Origin of the sequence: Anaerotignum lactatifermentans DSM 14214, assembly GCF_900142265.1 — a bacterium.
In the GTDB taxonomy this organism is placed as follows: domain Bacteria; phylum Bacillota; class Clostridia; order Lachnospirales; family Anaerotignaceae; genus Anaerotignum; species Anaerotignum lactatifermentans.
The window spans coordinates 40982-63121 of record NZ_FRAH01000009.1; the positions used below are offsets into that span (position 1 = coordinate 40982).

Here is a 22140-nt window from a genome sequence, read left to right on the forward strand (position 1 = left end):
TTCCAAATCAGTCTTTTGACTGCACTTCCTTCAGCAAAATCCTTTTTTCAAAACCGCCTCTCTGTTTGGCTTTTTCTTTTCTGACCTGCTCCAGTTCTTCTACACTCCAGCCCCTTGCTTTCACCACAGCATACATCACTTCCAGAAGATCAGCCAGTTCTTCCAGAGACTTGCTTTCTTCATACTCGTTCAGTTCTTCCTGAAGTTTTTCATCCAGCAGTGCAAGATATTCCTCTGAAGAAAGCACTTCGCATACGCACTGCTTACCGTCACTCTCTATAATCTCTGGGATACGATCCCTCACTAATTTGTGGTATTTTTTACTGTCCATAGCCATCCTCCATCCGCCGTTTCTTTGTTATCTTCATTATGCCACAGTCTGCAAAAAAACACAATTTCCGCCAGCAAAATATTCACATCCCATTACGTTTTTTATCGTTCAAAAACGCACCTGATGCCAGCACCGACGTCTGCGGAAAATCCCATGTTTTCTAAGCAAACTCCCGCTTTTTTCTTCCTGTGACGCACGAACCGACGTCTGCGGTGCAATACCAGCACCTGCAAAAAATCCCCACACTGTGGGGATTTGAGGGCTTTTTTGACCGGCTTGATGCCGGTCTTTAACCTGCTATCATTTTTCGCATTTCAAATACTCCGAAATATATCACATTTTGCGATATTTCAAGATTTCGTTTTTCCGCCAATTTTCACACTTATGGGGCAATTCCTCTACCCTGAAATGAAAACGCCACACAGGGGCGCACAAGGGCACACAGGGCATCCTTTACTGTTAATAGCGCCGCCCATATTCTTTCTTTACCCATCGCTCGAAAATCGAGAAAATGTCCAACCCCTCTTGACATCCCTCTCCACAAGAGTTTATATACCACAAGCGGCTCTGCCGACTTCAAAAAACGGAGGTTATGTTATGGACATACTGCAATCTTTTCTTTCACTTTCTGATCCACCCAAGCCTACATTTTCGGAAACCTTTCATTTCGCTCAAGAGCTGCGTAGCGCTCTTGGCACAAAATCTTACCTGCTGGATCACTATTTATCTTTGTTTTTTCAGATGGTATCCCAGCTCGATTTCATTGTTTTGCAGGACGAAGCCCAAGCTGTCATGGGAGAAATGCAGCATCTATTTTCCAATACCAACAGCGAAACATCACCAAAGATTACTGCCATCATGGAGCAGTTCCCTTGCCAGGAAGCATTTACAAGGCAAAATCTTTGCCTGTTATCCACAGCAGATTTCATTTTGGAGCAGTCCCTTTTGGATTTTCTTGCAGAAAAAAATCACCTTTTCTCTGCTATAGACATCATAGAACTTCAGCAGACAGAGAACAAAATCAGAGAATACATCGGCAAAGAAAAGCTGGACACCTTTCAAATTATCCTGCTTCGACGATTTCTTCCCTGTTCCCCGCTCCAACTTTTCTCCCAAATCATCACCACAGAACTAGTCAAACGATTTCTGACCAGAGATTTGGAAACGGATCAGCAGGTCTTTCGGTTATTCCTGAATCGTTTTCTCCCATGAAAAAAAGCAGCTTTCGGTGCTGCTTCATAAGAAAACAAGTATGCCAGAATCCTTTTGATAAAAGAATTCTGGCAATCATATTTTTATCGAAATTGTTTTCTTCGGAAGACAGCTATTGCGTTTCCCCTTAAGAAATCAAAGAACAAAAAAGTTTTATTAAGGGAAACCTGCTGTCCAGCCGTTTTTTTCATGTTTTAATCATTTTCTTCCATTCTTTTTCGTTTTCTGCTCTGATAAACATGGTACTGATTCCTGCACCGATGGGAGCAGTAAGCACTCCGAACATCTTCCCGATAGAAATATTTTCCACAGTGTTTGCAGATAGCAACCGGATTTTCTTCCTGTCCTAACGCCACAATACAGGCAGTTTCTGCAACCATTTTCAGGCTATCGAACACCCAGCAGGCACCCGGCACAGGATCATACCGCAGCACATAAGGGACGCCTGGATGATAAAAACTTTCTATCCTTTTTCGCAGAATCATTTTTTCCCAAGGCTCATACCTGTGGTCTTCCAACATTTCTTTGGTACGAAAATGCTCAAACATTTCCTGTAGAAAAGGGATGATCCAGTCTACTGGCTCACAATAATTTTTAGAAAACACCAAATCATAGATGGGAGAACGCCCCTGTTCTTGCCATACTCCCAAAAGTTTTTCTCCATTGGGTTCCACTTGGAACTGTTCCATATATTTTTCTGTATCTTTGGTGTCACTGGAAAATAAAAAGTATTCATTTTCCGGCAGTAGAACTTTAGACTCCAAATAAAAATATGGATTCACAGGCAGAGATGGCATCCAACCTAGCAAGCCATACTTGGAAACAAAATCCAAAGCCACCGCTGTTATTTTTTCTCGACTTTCTGCATTCGCAATCGCTTTTCCTGTATTCAGCACATCGGCAATCAATGTTTCTTCCTTTTCCACAGGATCGTACCACAGCAGCACTGCGTTTTCTTCTGGGGCAATATGCTCCTTCCCATATCGTTGGACGATGCGATAACCAGAATATTTTGCCCATGTGGAGATTCGATTCTCATAGATTTCTTTTATTTTTTTCATGGCTTCTGCCGCCTTTCTAGCATGATATTTTCATATGTTCCCTTGCTCGTTCCCTCAGTTTTCGGATATTCCGCTCGCTGCTGCCCAACAATGTGGCAATATCTTTTACGGAAAACCCATGGACATAAAACAAAAAAACAACTTTTCTCTGCATTGCCGTTAACGTCCGCAGTGATTTTGCCAGCCCAATATTTCCAGTCAGCTGGTACAGGTCTGCGGAATTTCTGGAAAAAATCCATTCCAGCCAATTTTCATCCGTCTCCGATAACTTCAATTTGATTTCGGAAGAAAGATATTCTTCCTTTTCATTCTGGCACTCACAAAGGGTTATGTCCAGCATATCCCTTTTTTCTTTGTGCCTTCTGTTGTTGCAGTTCTCCGCACGATCCAATTCATCCAGCACAGGTTTCCATTGTTCTATCACCACTTTTTCCTGTTCTGTCAGTCTTTCTTGCTCCATTAAATCACGATACGTATCAATAATCAACACCTCCCGCAAAAATATTTTCGATTTGCGATACCGTTTTTTGTGTTTTCATCGTCTTTATGATATAAGTAATAGTTTTATGCATTTCTCCTATTACATTTCTATAACTAAATGGTACTACACGACAATGAAAGTGAGGGATAGATTATGACGCAAGTTTCAGCAAGAAACGACTATTTTCGTATGTTTCGTTCCTATCCGGATGTGGTTCATGTGGACGAACTGCGGGAGATGTTGGGCGGCATTGGCAGGACAACTGCTTATGCCCTTTTGAAAAGCGGTCGCATCGAATCGGTGAAAATTGGACGAGTCTATTTGATTCCCAAGATTAATGTCATTCGTTTTTTATATGAATCAGAAAAATAAACGGTTACAACGGATTTTATGGAAAAGAAAAGCAGAAAAAGAGTGGTAAAAGTCATCCGACCATGGTAACATACCCAAACACCTGAGACAGATGATTTCTAAAGAAAGGAGCGATTTTATGGTAACAGGAAGTATTTACGAAAGAAAAGGCATTTATTACGCCATCGTCAGCTATTATGTGGACGGCAGAAGAAAACAAAAATCTGTCAGCACAGGCTTGCCAGTGAAAGGAAACAAACGTCGTGCTTTGGAATTTCTGGAGAACCTGAAACGGACATACGAAACGAAAGAATCCATGGAAAATATGGACGGCAGTCGGCTTTTGATGACGGATTACATGGATGAATGGCTGAAAATCGTAAAACCTTTGGTGGAGCGAGCCACCTATAAAAGTTATGACAATATGGTCTCCGCTCGTATCCGACCTCATTTTGAAAAACTGAATCTGCTTTTGACAGAAGTAGAACCGAAGCACATCAAAATGCTCTATGACGAGATTTTAGAACAAGGCTACACCACCAATACGGTCATCCATTATCACGCTGTTCTTCATCAGGCGCTTGCCTATGCTGTAAAAAACGATTACATCCTCAGCAATCCTGCGGATCGGGTAAAACGTCCCAAGAAGAACAAACATATCTCCAGTTTTTATACCAAGGAGGAAATTTTGACTTTGCTGGATATTGCCAAAGATGATCCAATTTACATCCCCATCGTTTTAAGCGCCTACTATGGGTTCCGCAGAAGCGAAACTTTAGGGATGCGTTGGAGTGCCATTGATTTTGAAAACAAAACCATCACCGTCAATCACAAGGTCACAGAGCTGACAGAAAACGGAAAAACCATTGTTTACGCAGAGGACAAGCTGAAAACAAAATCCAGCTATCGTACCCTGCCCCTGATTCCCGTTGTGGAAGAAAAGCTGCTGGAACACAAAGCGAAACTGGAACGAAATCAGAAATTGTTTGGAAACGGTTACTGCAAAGAATATATGGATTATGTTTGCGTAGACGAAATGGGCAAACTGTTTCGTCCTAATTTTGTCAGCGACCACTTTGGCTGGTTATTGAAAAAATACGGTTTGAAAAAACTCACATTCAAAGAACTGCGTCACAGCTGTGCCAGTATGCTGGTGGCAGAAGGCATCCCCATGAAATCCATTCAGGAATGGCTGGGACATTCCAACTTCTCCACTACGGCAGACATCTATTCTCATATCGACTATCACGCAAAACAGCAGTCCGCCGCTGCTATCGGTAATGCATTGCAGAGTAAAAAAGATTGAAAAGAACTTATGGAAGCGTATCGAAACAAAAAAGAAACCTTGAAAAATCAAGGTTTCCAGAGCGGAGACGGTGGGATTCGAACCCACGTGCCCTTTCGGACAACTCGATTTCGAGTCGAGCTCGTTATGACCGCTTCGATACGTCTCCATTTAGAGAATATTCAGTTTTTGGCACAGATAACATGATTTCGAGTGCAGCTCGTTGCGACCTCTTCGATACGCTTCCGTATTAACGTATTAAAGTATTTTCAAATTTTCAGTAAATTTTCTTTTGTTAGCAATTTGTTAGCATTTCAGCTTTTTTCGTTTGGCTGCTTGGGCTGAAAGCCTGATGTTTCCTGACTTTCTGGCATCGGGGACGAAATTCACCGCCTCGATTTCGAGTCAGCCTCGTTATGACCACTTCGGTACGTCTCCGTATTAATGTATTAAAGTATTTTCAAATTTTTAGAAAATTTTCTTTTGTTAGCAATTTGTTAGCATTTCAGCTTTTTTCGTTCGGCTGCTTCGGCTGAAAGCCTGATGTTCTCTAACTTTCTGGCATCGGGGACGAAATTCACCGCCTCGATTTCGAGTCAAGCTCGTTACGACCACTTCGATACGCTTCCATTTATAAATATTCAATTATTTAGCATTTTCAATATGAATTTCGAGTCAGCCTCGTTATGACCACTTCGGTACGTCTCCAAAATAACCATCTTTACAGAATTGCCTATATAGTATACCAGCCGGCAATTAAAATTGCAATCTTTTTTCCACAAATCTACATTCTTTTCCCTTCAAATCGAACATTCTTTCCCCTTCTCCCCTTGACACTCCCCTGGAATTTCTGTAAAGTAGAGAAGATGAGCATATAAAAAATAGGATTCTTTCCTATTATAAATATAGAAACAGGTGAAACGATGCAATCGAATCAAAATTCTAACTATAATAATGAGAGTATTACCTCTTTGAAAGGTGCTGACCGTGTCCGTCTGCGTCCCGGGGTTATTTTCGGGTCTGACGGGCTGGAAGGCTGTGAACATGCTGTCTTCGAAATCCTTTCCAACTCCATTGACGAAGCAAGAGAAGGCTTTGGCAGCAAAATCGAGGTAGTGCGTTACAAAGACCAGTCTATTCTTGTAAAAGACTATGGTCGCGGTATTCCCGTTGACTACAATCCCAAAGAAGAACGATATAACTGGGAGCTGGTTTTCTGTGAACTTTATGCTGGCGGCAAATACCAGAACAATTCTGGTGAAAACTATGAATTCAGTTTAGGTCTGAATGGTCTGGGTACTTGTGCCACACAGTATGCCTCTGCCTACATGGATGCTACCATCTACCGTGACGGCATGCGTTATGACTTACACTTCGAAAAAGGCGAAAACATCGGTGGTCTGGTAAAAGAACCCACACACAAACGTGTCACAGGCACACAAATTCGCTGGCTGCCCGATCGGGATGTATTCACAGATATTGCCATTCCCCTTTCCTATTTTCAGGATATTCTGCGCAGACAGGCAATTGTCAATGCTGGTCTGACTTTTGAACTTTTTGATGAAGAAAGCGGCGAAACTTTTACCTATTACTATGAAAACGGTATCCGGGACTATCTGGCAGAACTTGCTGGCAACACTTCTTTGACAGACGTTCACTACCTTCAGACAGAAACCAGAGGCCGTGACCGTGAGGACAAGCCAGAATACAAACTGAAATTTGAAGCGGCTTTCTGTTTCAACAATCAGATAAATCTGTTGGAATACTATCACAATTCCAGTTTTCTGGAATATGGCGGCGCGCCTGACAAAGCAGTGAAAAGTGCTTTTGTTTCCGCCATCGACAAATATCTGAAAACAAACAATCTTTATAAAAAAGATGAGAAAAAGATCACATTCTCTGACATTGAGGACAGTTTGATTTTGGTCATCAACTCTTTCTCTACTATCACAAGTTATGAAAATCAGACCAAAAAATCCATCACCAACAAATTCATCCAGGATGCTATGACAGATTTCTTCCGGGAACAGTTAGAAATCTATTTCATCGAAAACAAAATGGATGCGGATAAAATTGCCAATCAGGTACTGGCAAACAAACGCAGTCGTGAAACCGCAGAAAAAACCCGTGTTTCCATTCGCAAAAAGCTGACAGGCTCTCTGGATATGAACAACCGTGTAGAAAAATTTGTCAACTGTCGTACCAAAGACGTCAGCCGTCGGGAAATCTACATTGTAGAAGGTGACTCCGCTTTGGGTTCCTGTAAACAGGGACGTGATGCGGAATTTCAGGCAATCATTCCCATTCGCGGTAAGATTTTGAACTGTTTAAAAGCAGACTACAACAAAATTTTCAACAGCGACATTATTACAGACCTTTTGAAAGTGCTGGGCTGCGGCGTGGAAATCAAATCCAAGCATAACACTGGTCTGAATTCTTTTGACATCAATCAGCTTCGCTGGAGCAAGATCATTCTCTGCACCGATGCGGACGTGGACGGATTCCAGATTCGTACTCTGCTTTTGACCATGCTGTATCGTCTGGTACCAACACTCATTGAAGAAAAGAAAGTTTACATTGCCGAGTCCCCTCTTTATGAGATTGTCAACGGCAAAGACACTTACTTTGCGTACTCCGACGCAGAAAAAGCAAACATCGTCAGCAAGCTGAAAGGCAAAGTAAAAATCAACCGCTCCAAAGGGCTAGGTGAAAACCAGCCGGAAATGATGTGGGAAACCACCATGAATCCTGAAACCAGACGTTTGATTCTGGTAACACCTGACGATGTGCAACGTACGCAGGAAATGTTTGAGCTTCTGCTGGGGGAAAATCTGGCAGGACGAAAAGAATTTATTGCCGAAGAAGGCTACAAATATCTGGACTTAACAGATATCAGCTAAGAAAGGTAAGATTGTTATGGCAAGAAAGAAAAAAACAGTCATTGAACGAAAAGATAATTTCATACAGGAGCAGCCTATCACCCAGACACTGGAACAAAACTACATGCCCTATGCCATGAGTGTCATTGTTTCCCGTGCCATTCCTGAAATTGATGGGTTCAAACCCTCCCACCGGAAACTCCTTTACACCATGTACCACATGGGGCTTTTACGGGGCGAACGTACAAAATCCACCAATGTAGTTGGTCAGACCATGAAACTGAATCCCCATGGGGATGCTGCTATTTACGAAACATTGGTACGTCTCACAGAAGGCAACGGTGCACTTCTGACACCTTTTGTAGATTCCAAAGGGAATTTCGGGAAACAGTATTCCCGTGACATGGCTTACGCCGCCTCCCGTTACACAGAAGTGAAACTGGCGCCCATTTGTCAAGAAGTTTTCGCGGACATTGACAAAAACACTGTCGAATTCGTGGATAACTATGACGGTTCCATGCAAGAACCTGTTTTGTTGCCCACCACATTTCCCAATATTCTGGCAAATCCTAACATTGGGATTGCAGTTGGTATGGCAAGCTCCATTTGCAGCTTTAACTTAGCGGAACTTTGCGAAGCCACTGCTGCTTACATCAAAGATAATTCTATTGATCTTTGCGATGTGCTTCCCGCTCCCGATTTTTCCACAGGCGGACAGTTAATATACAACCGTTCCTCTTTGGAGCAGATTTACCGCACTGGTCGTGGCAGTTTGAAACTTCGGGCAAAATACCGCTATGACAAAGATGCGAACTGCATCGAAATTTACGAAATCCCTTACACTACCAATCTGGAGGTCATCATTGACAAAATCATTGCATTGGTAAAAGGCGGAAAAATTCGTGATATTTCCGATATTCGTGACGAAACTGACTTAAATGGTCTGAAAATCACCATTGACATCAAAAAAGGCACCAACCCGGATTTACTCATGCATAAACTCTATGCCATGACGCCGCTTTCCGACAGTTTTAGCTGCAACTTCAACGTATTGATTCAAGGAAAGCCCATGACATTAGGCGTTGGCGGCATTTTGCAGCACTGGACAGAATTCCGTATGGAATCCATCCGCAAACAGCTGGCTTTTGATATTCAGAAAAAACAGGAAAAATATCACCTCTTGCAAGGTCTTGCGGAAATTCTGCTGGATATTGACAAAGCCATTTCCATCATCCGCCATACAGAACTGGAATCTATGGTTGTGCCCAATCTGATGGAAGGCTTCTCCATTGACGAAGTACAGGCGGACTATATTGCGGAAATGAAACTGCGTAACATCAACAAGGAATATATCCTCAAACGTACGCAGGAAATGAAAACTCTGGAAAATGAAATTGCAGATTTGAAAGCAACATTGGAAAGCAACACCAAAATCAAAAATCTGATCTGTCGTCAGCTGAAAGCCGTTGCAAAAAAATACGGCAAACCTCGTCTGACAGAAATCATTCAGGAAGAAGAAATTGTGACACCTACCAAAGATGATTTCATCGAAGATTATGGTGTACGCCTGTTCCTGACAGAACAGAACTATTTCAAAAAAATCCCTCTGATTTCCCTGCGTTCTGCCGGTGAACAGAAAGTCAAGGACGACGACTATATCATGCAGGAGCTGGAAAGCACCAACCGCGGAGAAATGCTGTTCTTCTCCAATCAGTTCAACGTTTACAAAATGAAGCTCAGCGACATTCCCGACAGCAAAGCAAGCTCCATGGGGGAATATCTCCAGAACCTTCTGGGTATGGATGCAGAAGAAAAAATCCTTTACATGACTGTCACACAGGATTACAACGGTTTTATGGTATTTTTCTTTGAAAACGGGAAAGGCGCAAAGGTACAGCTTTCTGCTTATGCTACCAAAGCAAACAGACGGAAATTGGTCAATGCCTACTCCGCACGTTCTCCGTTAGTATACATGGAAAAACTGGATGCAGACGCAGATTTCCTGCTCATGCGCAACCACGACAAAGCCACGCTGCTGAACACAGAACTGATTCCGGCAAACGCTTCCAAAAGCGCATCTGGTGTGCAGCTTTATACCCTCAAGAAAAACAGCAGCATCACCAAAGTCTGCCCTGCGGCTGAGTTCCAGACAGACAATCCAGAATACTATCGAACACGAAAAATTCCAACAACCGGGCATTTCATTCAGGAAAAAGACAAAACTTCCAATGACGTTCCTGGACAAATGGAATTATAAATTATTACAAAAAAAAGGATTTCTTTCCCTGAAAGAAGTCCTTTTTTCTTGTATTGGGTGCTTTAGCTTAACAAAACCCCTAGTTCTACTAGGGGTAAATAAAATACTTTAGTATATTTTTTTGAATGATAATTACTATGGATTTACTAATTATCAAATGAAGGATAGATATGCAATATTAAATTAACATACTGTATTCTCAATTATAGTACCTGTTTACAGGTTGCAGTGCAAATAAATGCGATGATATTTTTCGATGCCCCTTTTAGGGGTCGGCACGTAATACCCCTTCTAGGGGTTGATCAAACCACTAGTTTACTAGTGGTTTTGATTGTGAAATGTTCCACTTTTCTTTTCCCTCCTTCGCCTTTCATTGACTTATCTTTCACAATGGTGTTATAATGCTTTTAGGGTTTTTTATTAAAATTTCATTTGAAAGCAAAATCAGGGATTATCACAGAAAGAAGGATGCAACATGTACAGAACCCTTTATGGACCTCAGGGTGCACACATCAATCTGGACGGCAGAGAAATCATCAATATGGCCTCCAACAACTATCTGGGTCTGGCTAACGACCCCGATCTGGTAGCCGCAGCAAAGGAAGCCATTGACAAATATGGTGTTGGTCCCAGTGCCAGCAGAAACATTGTCGGTAACTTCGCAATCCATGACGAACTGGAAGAAGCACTGGCAAAATTCAAAGGCGTAGAAGCTGTTCTGGTATTCAACAGCGGCGTAGCGGCAAACACAGGCGTTATTCCTGTACTGGTAGGCAAAGGCGATACCATTTACAGTGACGAACTGAACCACGGCAGCATCATCGACGGTTGCCGTTTGTCCCGTGCAAATGTAAAAGTATATCCTCACATGGATCTGGCAAAACTGGAAGAAATGCTGAAAGAACCCACAGAAGGCAAAAAACTGCTGGTTGCTGACGCAGTATTCAGCATGGACGGCGATCTGGCTCCCCTGCCTGAAATGGCAGCTCTGGCTGAAAAATACGGCGCTATGTTCATGGTTGACGATGCTCATGGCGACGGCGTAATGGGTCCTTACGGCAAAGGTACTGTTGAACACTTTGGCCTGCGTGACAAAGTAACAGTAGAAACAGGCTCCCTGTCCAAAGCTTTCGGTGCAGCCGGCGGTTTTGTAGCAGGTACGAAAGAATTTATCGAAGAACTGCGTCCCAAGGCTCGTAGCTTCATCTTCACCGCTTCTCCTCTGGCTCCCTGCCTGACAGCAGCAGCACTGGCTGCCATCAACAAAATTGCCGATGACGACACACTGGTAAAACGTCTGTGGGAAAACAGAGAATATTTCGCAAAACGTATGGAAGAAGCAGGTCTGAACACAGGCTCCACTGTAACACCTGTTATCCCCGTTATCGTTGGCGATGCAGAAAAAGCAGAAGAACTGAGCGCTCGTCTGTATGAAAAAGGCGTTTACGCACAGGCAATCAAATTCCCTGTTGTACCCAGAGGTACCGCTCGTCTGCGTGTGATGATTTCCGCAGCACACACCAGAGAAGATCTGGAAAAAGCTGCTGATGCCATCATTGAAATCACAAAAGAAATGGGCATCATCTAATTTTGATACCACTCCCCCGCTGCTCTTGCAGTGGGGGTTTTCTTTTTTCAAAGCATATAAAAAGCCTCATGTGACCAAGAGTCCCATGAGGCTTTCTTTTAAACCTAATTTATCGTTAGATTACTGCTGCTGTTCCAACTTTTTGTATTTTGCATTCAGGGCTGCGCCCACTTCTGCTTTATCCCGTTTATCAAACAGCATATGATACAGCACTACAACCATCAGGATGATACCCATATAACCACTGAAAGGATAGATAGTATTTACCAGAACTTTGAAGTCTGTCATACCCAGGAAGAAAGCGATCACTGTCAGGATCAGTGCAACTACCATGAATTTCTTTGTTTTTTCCTGTGCGAACTGACTGGTTACACCCCACAGCATAGGTACTGCTGTTGTATAGATACCACAGATCAGGATAACAGAGAATACAACACCAACTGCACGATGGATATTGTCTGCCAGCACCAGAGAGGGTACCGCTTTGTCATAAACGCTTTCGATGTTTACCAGCAGACCCAGGTTCATGCACAGGATTGCCAGACCGAAAAGCACGCCGCCCAGCAGACCGCCATACAGAGCTTCTTTACTGCTGTTTGCACTAGCACCGATACCAGCAGAGAAAATCAATACAGCAATGGCATTAAAACCAGGATACAGGATACTGGAGAAAAGCCAGCCGCCGCTGTTCTTCGTGATTTCCAATGTAGGAATGACTTCAGCCGCATGACCCAATCCGCCTGCATTGCCCATGAAGCTGATCAGACCAACGCCTACAGAAAAGACGATGATAACTGTACCAAGGCTGCCCAGAATGTCTGTCAGTTTATGCAGACCCAGGATAACTGTGAAGAACGCTGCCAGTGTCATACCAACACGTCCTACATAGGGATTGATTCCATAATATTCTGCCAATGTAGCACCTGCGCCGGAAATCATGATAACGAAGATCGCATACAGGAATGCCTGGAACAGAATTTCAAAAATCTTACCAACTGTATGACCAAAATAATAACGTACAATCGCACCAGGAACTTTCAGCTGCAGCTCCTTCCCGTGCTTCATAAACATACCGCCTGCCCAAGCAAAGACTACCATCGTTACAATACTGCCCAGGATACTCATAACCCCCTGTGCTGTAAAGAACTGCATAATCTCTTGCCCTGTTGCAAAGCCTGAACCGATGGCGCATGCCACATATGCGCCGGCAAATTTTACAACATTTGCCATACTCACCTTGTTTTCCATACCTTGTTCCCCTTTCTCTTTTGCATTTTCCAGATTCTTCTTTTGAAACCAGAATTGTATCGATTTAAGTACCACAAATCGAATATGGAAGATTGTACCATATTGTCCTATTTTTTGTAAAGAAATAGATTACACAATTTTTTCCATGTTTATGCAAAAGCTTCCCATCTTTTTTCACAATAATAATCTGTTTTTTTCCCTCGTTTTTTTATGATTTCTGCCATTGTCAAAAAACATGAATGGTGTTACAGTATTGAACAAGATTTATTTCTATACGTTGTATCTAATAAAAAACATACAAAAGATAGGGGTGTAGCAACTATGAACACAGAAAAATGTACTTCATGGGTAGAAAGAGATAAAAAGGTAATCGCTCCTACCCAGCATCTTTCTTACTTTCCACTTGTTGTAGAAAGCGGTAAAGATTCTATTATCCGCGACTTGGATGGCAATGAATATATTGACTTCCTCAGCAGCGCTTCTTCCTTAAACCTTGGTACATGCAATGACCATGTAAAAGCTGCTGTACAAGAACAGCTGAAAAAATATTCACAGTATACCATTGCTTATACATATAATATTCCTGCCATTGAATATGCAGAACGCCTTGTCAGCACATATCCTGGCGGTGTAAAAGCAAAAATCCTCTTTGGTAACTGTGGTTCTGACGGCAATGACGCAGCTGTAAAATTCGCCAGAGCATTTACCGGACGCACCAAAATCATCACATTCATCAATGGTTATCATGGCAATACCTACGGTTCTTCTTCCATGACAACTGTTACAACCCGTATGAGAAAGAAAATGGGACCTTTCCTGCCGGAAATCTATCCTTTCCCCTTCTTCGGGTCTGACACACCAGATGATGTATGTGAAAAAGAATGTCTGAAAGAAATGCAGCGTGCTTTTGACACTTATCTGCCTGCAGACGATGTGGCAGCAGTGATCATCGAACCTGTTCAGGGTGATGGCGGTTTGATCCCCGCACATCCTATCTTCATGAAAAAACTGTATGAACTTTGCCAGAAACACGGCATTCTGTTTATTTCTGAAGAAGTACAGCAGGCTTTCTACCGTACCGGTAAAATGTATGGTATCGAACATTATGACATCGTACCTGACGGCATCATCTTAGGTAAATCTGTTGGTGCAGGTTTAACCCTGGGTGCTTTCATGGCTAGAGATGAAATCATGGACTGCCTGCCTGCTCCTGCCCATCTGTTTACACTGGGCGGCAACGCATTGGCATGTTCCGCTGGTATTGCAGCCTTTGACTATATGCAGACAGAAGAATTCCAGAATATCCTGAAAACAAACTGCGAAATCCTGCAGGAATCCTTCGCAATGCTGAAAGAAAAACATGGCGATATCATCAGCACAACCAACGGTTTGGGCATGTCCTGTGGTATCGGTATTGTAAAAACAAATGCTGACGGTACCAAAGAACCTGATTTAGACGGTACTTTCAAAATCCTCTACCGCGCTTATGAAAAAGGTCTGCTGGTAATCTCCGTTGCCGGCAATATCCTGAGAATTCAGCCGCCTCTGAACATCGACCACGATCTGTTCCGCAAGGCTTTTGCAATCCTGGATGAAGCTATGGCTGATTATGAAGCAGGCAATATCCCTGACGACGTACTGCAGTTCCAGAATGGCTGGTAATATTGATATTACAAGAGAGAAGCAATTTATGCTTCTCTCTTTTTTGCTCTTATAAGACTTCTGAAAGCTTTCACATCCGTTTTTCCATTCTTTGCTTTCTTCTTTGTTCCCTGCCAAATTCTTCGTTAAAAGCTCCAAAATAACGCACAAGATAAGGCTGTTATAAGAACTCTTATGCCCATCTACAAAAATGCTTGTAAGCCCTCAAATTGGCAAAAAACAGTGAGATTTATTGAGTAGTCACCGCTTGAAAAGTATGGTGATTTTCACCTATTCTTTCTACAAATTCATTTCACACCACTGCTTTTTGCATGTTTTTCTCCCCCTTTTTTATCGTTTGCATAACAATATAGCACTGAAAAACATTTTCTTTTGCTGCAAATCCTTATTGGCTGCATACAAATTGCAATACAATGCCATCAAAAACCACTTTCCGTCTGTCACTTTTCAAAGGAGAAAGTCTTTTTCGCACAAAAAAATTGGATACCAGTATCCAGTATCCAATCTTTTTACAGAAAATGACCATTTTCTTTTGTGCGATTTTTTGTGAGATTTATTCGCTAAATTCCACTTTTTGCTATGATGTATGACATCAAGTACAATTTTTTATTTTTTATTCTGCATAATTTCGATTACTTTCATGTCTACATCAGCCAAACCTTCGTGAGAAAGTTTCATCAGGTTTTTGGTTGTATCTTCAACTGCAGTGCTGATGATACCATCTGTTGCCTGTACAATGGAGTTATCCATGGCATACAGTGCTGCATAAACAGCTTCGCCTGCGCAGATTGACAGTTTTAACGCACAACCGCCCTTTGCACCGTCACAGAACATACCTGCTACGCCACCCATCATATTCTGTACAGCACCGGAAATCTGTTCCAGATTGCCACCCATCATATATGTGATAGCTGCTGCGGAACCGGAGCCAGCCAGTGTTGCGCCACAGATAGGAGAAAGTCTGCCCACATGTTTTTTCATATACATAATGATCAGCATACCCAGCAATTCTGCACGTAACAATTTTTCGGAAGAAGCATGCAGATGTTTTGCTGCAACCGCTGCAGGAAGCATGGTTTCCAGACCCTGATTCCCACTGCCCAGATATGTCATAACGGAACCGTCACCACCGCTCATACGGAAGTCACAAGCCGCTGCTGTTGTCAATTTTACATCTGTAACCATATCATTGGACAGTGTGCCATTGAGAACCATTTTCTGCATGCAGGGACCAATACCGATGGCATATTTCTTTTCCAGACCTCTTTTTGCAATTTCCAGGTTCATGTCGATACCTTCCTGGATGAATGCCAGATCTTTCACATCTACTTCTTCTGCCATTTTCAGGAAATCTGCAAATGTGTACTGTGTGATGTCAAAATCTTCATGTGTTTCTTCTTCAGCAACATCTTCTTTGCGGTTATCCAGCAGCACTTTGCCATCTTTTTCAGAATATACCAGATTGTCGTGAGCGTCTTCCGTGATAGTGTGTGCACGTTCTGTTTCGTTTGTTGCGACACATTCAATATAGAACTGGCTGCTCTTCAGAACTTTTACAGTTACAAAACCTTCTTCTACCAGTTTCTGACCTTTTTCCACATGTTCAGGTTTTACTTTTGCAAAAATTTCCATGGTGTTGTCGGGATCAGCCAGCAGACAGCCCAGTACGCAGGACAGTTCAATACCATTTGTGCCAGCGTTTGGAATCTGCACGCTGTAAGCGTTTTTAAAGATGTTGGAACTGATAACCATATCCAGATGTGTTGCAGGTTTTTCCAGTAGCGCACACGCTCTGGAAACTGCCAGACCAATTGCTACAGGTTCTGTACAGCCCATGCTGGGTTTCATTTCACTTTTGATTGCTTCCAATGCCTTTTTCATATCCATTTGTATATCCTCCTTGAAGAAAGTCTCGTTCGTTTTTACTTGCCCCATTATAGAGCAAAAAGCGTGCCAAACAAAAAATCCCTATTTTCCGCATTTTTTGACATGCCATTTCTCACTTTTGAGAAATACAGATTAATTCTCTTTCTTTATTTTTCAGATACAAATAAATAATGTCCTTTTTTTCATACATTTTTTCTGTTTTTTGCAATTAAAAAAGCCCCTTTGGTATACGGCATACCAAAAATCGGGCTTTTTTCTTCACTTATATGTATTTCTCATTTTTGAAAACAGTTTCTCAATAATGAGAACTAGATAAGGTCATATTTTTTCAGCTTGCGATACAATGTGGCACGGCTCACCTGCAACGTATCTGCGAGGTGATTTTTTTCTTCCAGAGAAGCGCCTGGCTTGACCATACGCATCAAAATTCGTTTTTCATAATCGGACATCATTTCATCCAAAGAACGCGGGGCATCACCTCTGCTTCCATGGAGCGCAATATGATCCGGCAAATCCGAAAGAGTCACATGGGTACCTTCCACAATATTTGCCAGATACTCCACAATGTTTTTCAATTCTCTGACATTTCCCGGCCAATCATAAGCAATCATAGCATCCAGTGCTTCTGGTTCCATTCCTTCCAGATGTTTATTCAGCTTCTGATTATAATACCCAATGTAATGAGTAATCAACGCTGGCAGGTCTTCCCGTCGCATCCGTAAAGGCGGCAATTCAATGGGAATGATATTCAAACGGTAATACAAGTCTTCTCGAAAGGTACCTTCTGCTACCATCTTTTCGATATTCTTATGCGTAGCACAGATAACGCGGATATCCACCGGAATGGGTTTCCGTCCGCCGATTCGTTCCACCTGCTTTTCCTGCAGGACGCGGAGCAGTTTTGTCTGAACCGGCAAAGGCATATCCCCGATTTCATCCAGAAAAATAGTACTTTTATCTGCCAGTTCAAATTTCCCCACAGAGCCATGCTTCCGTGCTCCGGTGAATGCCCCTTCTTCATAGCCAAAGAGTTCACTTTCCACCAGATTTTCTGGAATGGCAGCACAGTTTATGGAAATCATCAGTTTTTCCCGGCGGTCGCTGAGGTCATGAATCATTTTTGCCATGATTTCTTTCCCTGTACCGCTTTCCCCGCGGAGAAATACCGTAGAATCGGACTTTGCTACCTTTCTGCCAATACGCAGTGCCTCCTGCATTTTCGGACTATCCCCTACGAAAGACCATGCGCTTTCTGCTGTATGTACCGCCTTTAACTGTTCTTCCAGTTTGCTTTTGGCTTCATCTGTATAAAGCTTGCTTTCCAGCAGCATACTCATATACTTGAGGAATTCTTCTAATTTTCCCATATTTTCCAGAACATTTTTCCGCTGCTGTTCCCGGAAAGCAATGATGGAAATAATGCCTACCACTGTCTGATTCTGAAAGATGGGATAAGCCAGATTGGCAAGCTCCTTGCAATATGCCCGTTTCTTACAGCCTACACAGTTAGAGTCATCATTCACATCCCGAATGATACCGCCTTTCCCTGTCTTAAGAATCTTCTCAAAAAAATTGGCATGGGAAACAGCGTTGCCGATTTCATTGAGATAATCCCCTGTGCCTGCCACACGAATGAGTTCATGGTCAACAATGGTAACATCCGCTTCCAAAATAGAGGCGATGGCCTGTACATATGCCTGAATAAAAGGTTGTATTTTCATCAAAGGTGTCAAGCCTGTCATCTCCCAACTGTTCTCATCTCATTCCAACATCGTTTTATCAAATTTCATACGAAACTCCAGAAAACAAGAGCCGGAAACTCTCATCAGTTCCAGCATCTGTTTTTCTCTATCTTGATTATATCACAGCAGACTTTTTCTGTAAACTTCCAGAATGTCCTTCTCTTCCAGACCATATTCAGGGAATGTAGCCAGTTTTTTGGGATTTTCCATAGAGCGTTTTGCGTAATAAGCAATATCTTCTGCTGTAAATGTTTCGGAAATATCCAGTACATCTTTCATGAGCTGACCCATATCTTCTGTGGTTTCCAGACCGAGATAGCCAAGAACTTCTTTGACTTTCTGATGATCTTTTCCAAAGAGTTCCATATACGCCTGCATTACCATACCGTTTGCACGACCGTGAGGAATCTGTTTTTCATATGTCAGGAAATAACCCAATGCGTGAGGAATGGATGTGCTTGTCTGGGCAATGGCAACACCGCCGATGGTGGATGCCAGCATCAGTTTTTCACGTACTTCCGGAGTGTATTCTCTTGCTTTCAGCGCAGGAATACATTCTTTCCAATAGGACAGACCCATAGCAACGATTTTTTCACTGATTGTATTGGCATTGGCGCTTAAATAGCTTTCTACCAGATGGCTCATAGCATCCACTGCTGTATTATTGGTTACTTTTGCAGAAAGGGTATCCATATATTTAGGATCTAAGAAAGATACAGTAGCAAAAATAGGCTGCACAATACCATTTTTGGTACGTTTTTCATGGAGTGTCAAAATGGCATACTGTGTCACTTCAGAGCCTGTACCTGCTGTTGTAGGAATTTCCACAACAGGCAGCGCTTTTGCAGAAGGATCTGTAAAGAGGATTTCTGCATCCGCTTCCGGATTTGCAGTCAGCACCGCGATGGCTTTGGAAGCATCCATAGGAGAGCCACCACCAATACCGATGACAAAATCAACCGCTTCTTTTTTTGCCAGCTCAGCCGCACGTACAACCGTTTCCACATCGGGATTTTCGCCGATTTCATCAAACAATACCCACTGCATACCCAATGCTTCCAGGGCGTCTGTCACATCTTGCTGGGAACCATTTTTCTTTGCGGAAGTTCTGCCAGTCACAATCAGGGCTTTCTGTCCCAGTTTTTTCATAACATCCTTATGTTCTGCAATACAGTCCCGTCCAAAGTATGTATCTACGGGCATAAAATAACGAAATGTGTTCATGTTCTCGTCCCTCCTTTTAGCATAAAAAATCATACCAATCCCAGTCCACAGACAAAATACCTACGGCTGTCTGTTCCTGGGGGTCTTCCAACAATTCAAATTCTATTTCAAATTCATGATAACGTTCGCCTTCAATGGTTGCGACACCAGAAATGATGTAATGGCGTCCTTCACCTTCCAGCCATTCCCCTTCCATGAGAAGATCGTCTTCTTCCAGATAGATTTTATTCAGTTCCTGCTGGATTTCCTGTTCCGTAAATGTCAAACGCATAGCAATAACCTCCTTTATGATGATTTTACCATTGACAAAATAGATATACAAGAAAATTTCTCTTTGTCGCAAAGGCATTTCATGGTATACTAATTGAGTACAACAAACAGGAGGCTTGGAGATGCATTACATTGTATTAGACTTGGAATTTAACCAGTCCTTTCCATTCAAAACAGGAAAAAAAACAGAGCCTGTGGCAGAATGCCCTTTTGAAATCATTCAGATCGGCGCTGTAAAGCTCAATGAAAATTTTGATATATTGGAAGAATTTAACTACATGATTCGTCCCCAGATCTATCCCCGTCTGCATCCCTTTGTGGAAAAAATCACCGGGATACGGGAAGACGACTTAAAAGGACAGCCCTCTTTCCCGGAAGCATACGAAGCATTTCTGCGCTTTATCGGCAAAGAAGATGCCATCCTCTGCACATGGGGTCCTGACGACATCAAGTCTTTATTCCGCAATATCCTTTACTATAATCTGGATGCGGATGCACTGACTGATCAATATCTGAATATCCAGCCTTTCGCTTCCACTTATCTGCATCAGGAAGCGGGCAAAGCCATTGGTCTGAAAAACGCCGTGACAGAACTGGGCATCGAAATACAGGAGGCTTTCCATAATGCTCTGAACGACGCGGTTTACACAGCAAAAATTTTCCGCATTGTTCATCCGGAAACCATTACACCGGATATCTTCCAGCCACTGACTATGCTTGCGAAAAAACCGAAACGTTTGCGGACAGATAAAAAAGCCCTGTTCCAGCATTTTATGACACAGCTGAACCGGGAGTTGACAGAAAGCGAAAAGAAACTCATCAAAGCTGCTTATACCTTAGGTCGCAACCATGCTTATGACATGGCTCCCGCGCCTAAGAAACACAAAGAGAGCAAAACCGAAAGCAAGAAAAAATCTTAAATTTTATGCCAGAAAACCAGAAGGATATGAATCTTTCTGGTTTTTATTTTGCGCTGCAATTTTCCGTATGGGAAGGACAAATATACCATTCTTTTCAAATTTGTTTTTATTTATTTTATATTTTTATAAAAGGTATCAAATATTTCTATAACTCATTTTTCTAAAAGACTTGCTTAAGAAATGCATAAAATTACACTGTTTTACGAACGATACGCCACATTTTACCTATTTTCGACATTTCTTTTTTACAGAAAGCGAATTTTTATCACAATATTACGTATAATAACGAATAAGTGCGCATTTGACGCAAAGCATTTATCATACTATAATCTTATAGTAATTTATAGGAAAATCAACTACACTTATATATATCAGGAGGTATTTTATGCTTACTTCTATTGTTGGTATTAACTGGGGTGACGAAGGCAAAGGTCGTATGGTAGACTTGCTTTCTCAGGAATATGATATTGTTTGCCGTTATCAGGGCGGCAACAATGCAGGACATACTGTTATCAATGATCGTGGCAAATTTGTGTTGAATTTGCTGCCCTCCGGCATTCTGCGCAGTGACGTAGTCAATGTCATGGGCAACGGCATGGTTATCGACTTGGAACATCTGCACAAGGAAATTTCCCGTCTGCGGGAAGCTGGCGTATCCATCACACCTGAAAATCTGAAAATCAGTGATAAAGCAGTCATTTGCATGCCTTACCACGTTATGCTGGACTGTCTGGAAGAAGATCGTCTGGGCGACGCAAAATACGGCTCCACTCGCCGCGGCATTTCTCCCGTTTATGGCGACAAATACATGAAAAAATGTCTGCGTATGGGTGATCTGAAATACCCTGCCATCTATCACGATACACTGAAACATGTTCTGGAGTACAAAAATCTGATCATCGAAAACGTTTATCACGCAGCTCCTGTAGAACTGGCTGAGATGACAAAATGGCTGGATACTTACGCTGCTGAATTTGCAGATTATATCATCGACACAAGCCTGTATCTGGATCAGGCTGCAAAGGAAGGCAAAAAGATCATGTTCGAAGCACAGCTGGGCGCACTGCGTGACATCGACTTCGGCATCTATCCTTTCACCTCTTCCTCCTCTACCATTGCAGCTTACGCTCCCATTGGCGCAGGCGTACCCAATCATAAACTGGATCAGGTAGTAGGTATCATGAAAGCATACTCCAGCTGTGTAGGCGAAGGTCCCTTCACCTGTGAATCCTTCGGCAAAGAAGCAGAAGAACTCCGTGAAGCTGGCGGTGAATACGGCGCAGCAACAGGTCGTCCTCGTCGTGTAGGTCCCTTTGACGTAGTGGCATCTCGCTACGGCATCCGCGTACAGGGCTGCACAGAAATTGCTCTGACAAAACTGGATGTTCTTTCTTATCTGGAAGAAATCCCCATCTGCGCGCAGTACGAACTCAATGGCGAAATCATTGACGAATTCCCTTATGCCGCAATCCTGCCAGAAGCAAAACCTGTGATCCGCAAGGTAAAAGGCTGGCATTGTGACATCAGCAAATGTAGAACAAAAGAAGAACTGCCCAAAGAAGCACTGGACTACATTCAGCTGCTGGAAGAAATGACTGGATGCTCCATCCGGTACGTTTCCGTAGGCGCAGAACGTGACGCTTATATCCGCATGTATTAAACAAAAAAGGCATGAAATCTCAAATACAAGAGGTTTAGGGGCATCTTCATAAGAAAACAAAGAAAGCCAAAATCCTTATCAT

General features: G+C 42.5%; 17 protein-coding genes and 1 tRNA gene. 9 read left to right on the plus strand and 9 right to left on the minus strand.

All coding sequences use genetic code 11. The features are described 5' to 3' along the window. Window positions 1-7: 7 nt before the first annotated feature. Window positions 8-331: a nucleoside triphosphate pyrophosphohydrolase gene (locus BUB35_RS04020; RefSeq protein WP_072849403.1), complete on the minus strand. Its 324-nt coding sequence runs from the start codon at window positions 329-331 to the stop codon at window positions 8-10. A 267-nt stretch (window positions 332-598) separates the two neighbouring features. On the opposite strand from BUB35_RS04020, the gene BUB35_RS04025 reads away from it, so the two are divergent. Then, window positions 599-1543 carry a hypothetical protein gene (locus tag BUB35_RS04025; RefSeq protein WP_143158934.1) on the plus strand — a complete coding sequence of 315 codons (945 nt, stop codon included), beginning with the start codon at window positions 599-601 and terminating at the stop codon, window positions 1541-1543. Window positions 1544-1737: 194 nt separating this feature from the next. On the opposite strand, the gene BUB35_RS04030 is transcribed toward BUB35_RS04025, so the two are convergent. Further along, entirely contained in the window at window positions 1738-2604 is an 867-nt protein-coding gene (locus BUB35_RS04030; protein ID WP_072849407.1) for a hypothetical protein, read from the minus strand. Window positions 2605-2620: 16 nt separating this feature from the next. Next, window positions 2621-3091, minus strand: coding sequence for an RNA polymerase sigma factor (locus tag BUB35_RS04035; protein WP_143158935.1), 471 nt, complete (start codon window positions 3089-3091; stop codon window positions 2621-2623). Window positions 3092-3238: 147 nt separating this feature from the next. Here BUB35_RS04035 and BUB35_RS04040 point away from each other — a divergent pair, with 147 nt between their 5' ends. Then, the gene (locus BUB35_RS04040; RefSeq protein WP_072849411.1) at window positions 3239-3457 is read left to right on the plus strand and encodes a helix-turn-helix domain-containing protein; all 219 of its coding nucleotides are present in this window, start codon (window positions 3239-3241) and stop codon (window positions 3455-3457) included. Window positions 3458-3575: 118 nt separating this feature from the next. After that, window positions 3576-4742, plus strand: coding sequence for a site-specific integrase (locus BUB35_RS04045; RefSeq protein WP_072849413.1), 1167 nt, complete (start codon window positions 3576-3578; stop codon window positions 4740-4742). Window positions 4743-4804: 62 nt separating this feature from the next. On the opposite strand, the gene BUB35_RS04050 is transcribed toward BUB35_RS04045, so the two are convergent. Continuing rightward, a tRNA-Ser gene (locus BUB35_RS04050) sits at window positions 4805-4890 on the minus strand. 754 nt (window positions 4891-5644) lie between these two features. Between BUB35_RS04050 and BUB35_RS04055 the strand changes: the two genes are divergently transcribed. From BUB35_RS04055 to BUB35_RS04065, 3 genes are all read left to right on the plus strand, one after another. Beyond that, window positions 5645-7621: a DNA gyrase/topoisomerase IV subunit B gene (locus BUB35_RS04055; RefSeq protein WP_072849415.1), complete on the plus strand. Its 1977-nt coding sequence runs from the start codon at window positions 5645-5647 to the stop codon at window positions 7619-7621. Between the two features lie 16 nt (window positions 7622-7637). Further along, the gene (locus tag BUB35_RS04060) at window positions 7638-9857 is read left to right on the plus strand and encodes a DNA gyrase/topoisomerase IV subunit A (RefSeq protein WP_072849417.1); all 2220 of its coding nucleotides are present in this window, start codon (window positions 7638-7640) and stop codon (window positions 9855-9857) included. Between the two features lie 475 nt (window positions 9858-10332). Next, window positions 10333-11445 carry an aminotransferase class I/II-fold pyridoxal phosphate-dependent enzyme gene (locus tag BUB35_RS04065; RefSeq protein ID WP_072849419.1) on the plus strand — a complete coding sequence of 371 codons (1113 nt, stop codon included), beginning with the start codon at window positions 10333-10335 and terminating at the stop codon, window positions 11443-11445. Between the two features lie 120 nt (window positions 11446-11565). Here the strand turns inward: BUB35_RS04065 and BUB35_RS04070 are convergent, their stop codons facing one another. Then, window positions 11566-12693, minus strand: a complete 1128-nt coding sequence (locus BUB35_RS04070; protein ID WP_072849421.1) for a YkvI family membrane protein — start codon at window positions 12691-12693, stop codon at window positions 11566-11568. Window positions 12694-13014: 321 nt separating this feature from the next. Here BUB35_RS04070 and BUB35_RS04075 point away from each other — a divergent pair, with 321 nt between their 5' ends. Beyond that, on the plus strand, window positions 13015-14355 hold the full coding sequence (locus BUB35_RS04075) for an aspartate aminotransferase family protein (protein WP_072849423.1): 1341 nt from the start codon (window positions 13015-13017) through the stop codon (window positions 14353-14355). Window positions 14356-14961: 606 nt separating this feature from the next. Here BUB35_RS04075 and BUB35_RS04080 read toward each other — a convergent pair. From BUB35_RS04080 to BUB35_RS04095, 4 genes are all read right to left on the minus strand, one after another. After that, window positions 14962-16242: an L-cysteine desulfidase family protein gene (locus BUB35_RS04080; RefSeq protein WP_072849425.1), complete on the minus strand. Its 1281-nt coding sequence runs from the start codon at window positions 16240-16242 to the stop codon at window positions 14962-14964. A gap of 308 nt (window positions 16243-16550) precedes the next feature. Then, entirely contained in the window at window positions 16551-17975 is a 1425-nt protein-coding gene (locus BUB35_RS04085) for a sigma-54 interaction domain-containing protein (protein ID WP_072849451.1), read from the minus strand. A gap of 129 nt (window positions 17976-18104) precedes the next feature. Then, window positions 18105-19208 (minus strand): iron-containing alcohol dehydrogenase family protein, encoded by a 1104-nt coding sequence (locus BUB35_RS04090; protein ID WP_072849427.1) that lies wholly within the window; start codon window positions 19206-19208, stop codon window positions 18105-18107. Between the two features lie 16 nt (window positions 19209-19224). Continuing rightward, window positions 19225-19479, minus strand: coding sequence for a hypothetical protein (locus tag BUB35_RS04095; RefSeq protein WP_022254616.1), 255 nt, complete (start codon window positions 19477-19479; stop codon window positions 19225-19227). A 121-nt stretch (window positions 19480-19600) separates the two neighbouring features. On the opposite strand from BUB35_RS04095, the gene BUB35_RS04100 reads away from it, so the two are divergent. Both BUB35_RS04100 and BUB35_RS04105 read left to right on the plus strand, forming a co-directional pair. Beyond that, window positions 19601-20398 (plus strand): 3'-5' exonuclease, encoded by a 798-nt coding sequence (locus BUB35_RS04100; RefSeq protein WP_072849429.1) that lies wholly within the window; start codon window positions 19601-19603, stop codon window positions 20396-20398. 385 nt (window positions 20399-20783) lie between these two features. Next, the gene (locus BUB35_RS04105; RefSeq protein WP_072849431.1) at window positions 20784-22058 is read left to right on the plus strand and encodes an adenylosuccinate synthase; all 1275 of its coding nucleotides are present in this window, start codon (window positions 20784-20786) and stop codon (window positions 22056-22058) included. Window positions 22059-22140 lie beyond the last annotated feature (82 nt).

Coding starts and splice junctions, on each gene's coding strand:
- BUB35_RS04045 (WP_072849413.1), top strand. CDS start 3,576: ATGGTAACAGGAAGTATTTACGAAAGAAAAGGCATTTATTACGCCATC.
- BUB35_RS04030 (WP_072849407.1), bottom strand. CDS start 2,604: ATGAAAAAAATAAAAGAAATCTATGAGAATCGAATCTCCACATGGGCA.
- BUB35_RS04055 (WP_072849415.1), top strand. CDS start 5,645: ATGCAATCGAATCAAAATTCTAACTATAATAATGAGAGTATTACCTCT.
- BUB35_RS04020 (WP_072849403.1), bottom strand. CDS start 331: ATGGACAGTAAAAAATACCACAAATTAGTGAGGGATCGTATCCCAGAG.
- BUB35_RS04065 (WP_072849419.1), top strand. CDS start 10,333: ATGTACAGAACCCTTTATGGACCTCAGGGTGCACACATCAATCTGGAC.
- BUB35_RS04095 (WP_022254616.1), bottom strand. CDS start 19,479: ATGCGTTTGACATTTACGGAACAGGAAATCCAGCAGGAACTGAATAAA.
- BUB35_RS04105 (WP_072849431.1), top strand. CDS start 20,784: ATGCTTACTTCTATTGTTGGTATTAACTGGGGTGACGAAGGCAAAGGT.
- BUB35_RS04080 (WP_072849425.1), bottom strand. CDS start 16,242: ATGGATATGAAAAAGGCATTGGAAGCAATCAAAAGTGAAATGAAACCC.
- BUB35_RS04040 (WP_072849411.1), top strand. CDS start 3,239: ATGACGCAAGTTTCAGCAAGAAACGACTATTTTCGTATGTTTCGTTCC.
- BUB35_RS04075 (WP_072849423.1), top strand. CDS start 13,015: ATGAACACAGAAAAATGTACTTCATGGGTAGAAAGAGATAAAAAGGTA.
- BUB35_RS04090 (WP_072849427.1), bottom strand. CDS start 19,208: ATGAACACATTTCGTTATTTTATGCCCGTAGATACATACTTTGGACGG.
- BUB35_RS04070 (WP_072849421.1), bottom strand. CDS start 12,693: ATGGAAAACAAGGTGAGTATGGCAAATGTTGTAAAATTTGCCGGCGCA.
- BUB35_RS04060 (WP_072849417.1), top strand. CDS start 7,638: ATGGCAAGAAAGAAAAAAACAGTCATTGAACGAAAAGATAATTTCATA.
- BUB35_RS04100 (WP_072849429.1), top strand. CDS start 19,601: ATGCATTACATTGTATTAGACTTGGAATTTAACCAGTCCTTTCCATTC.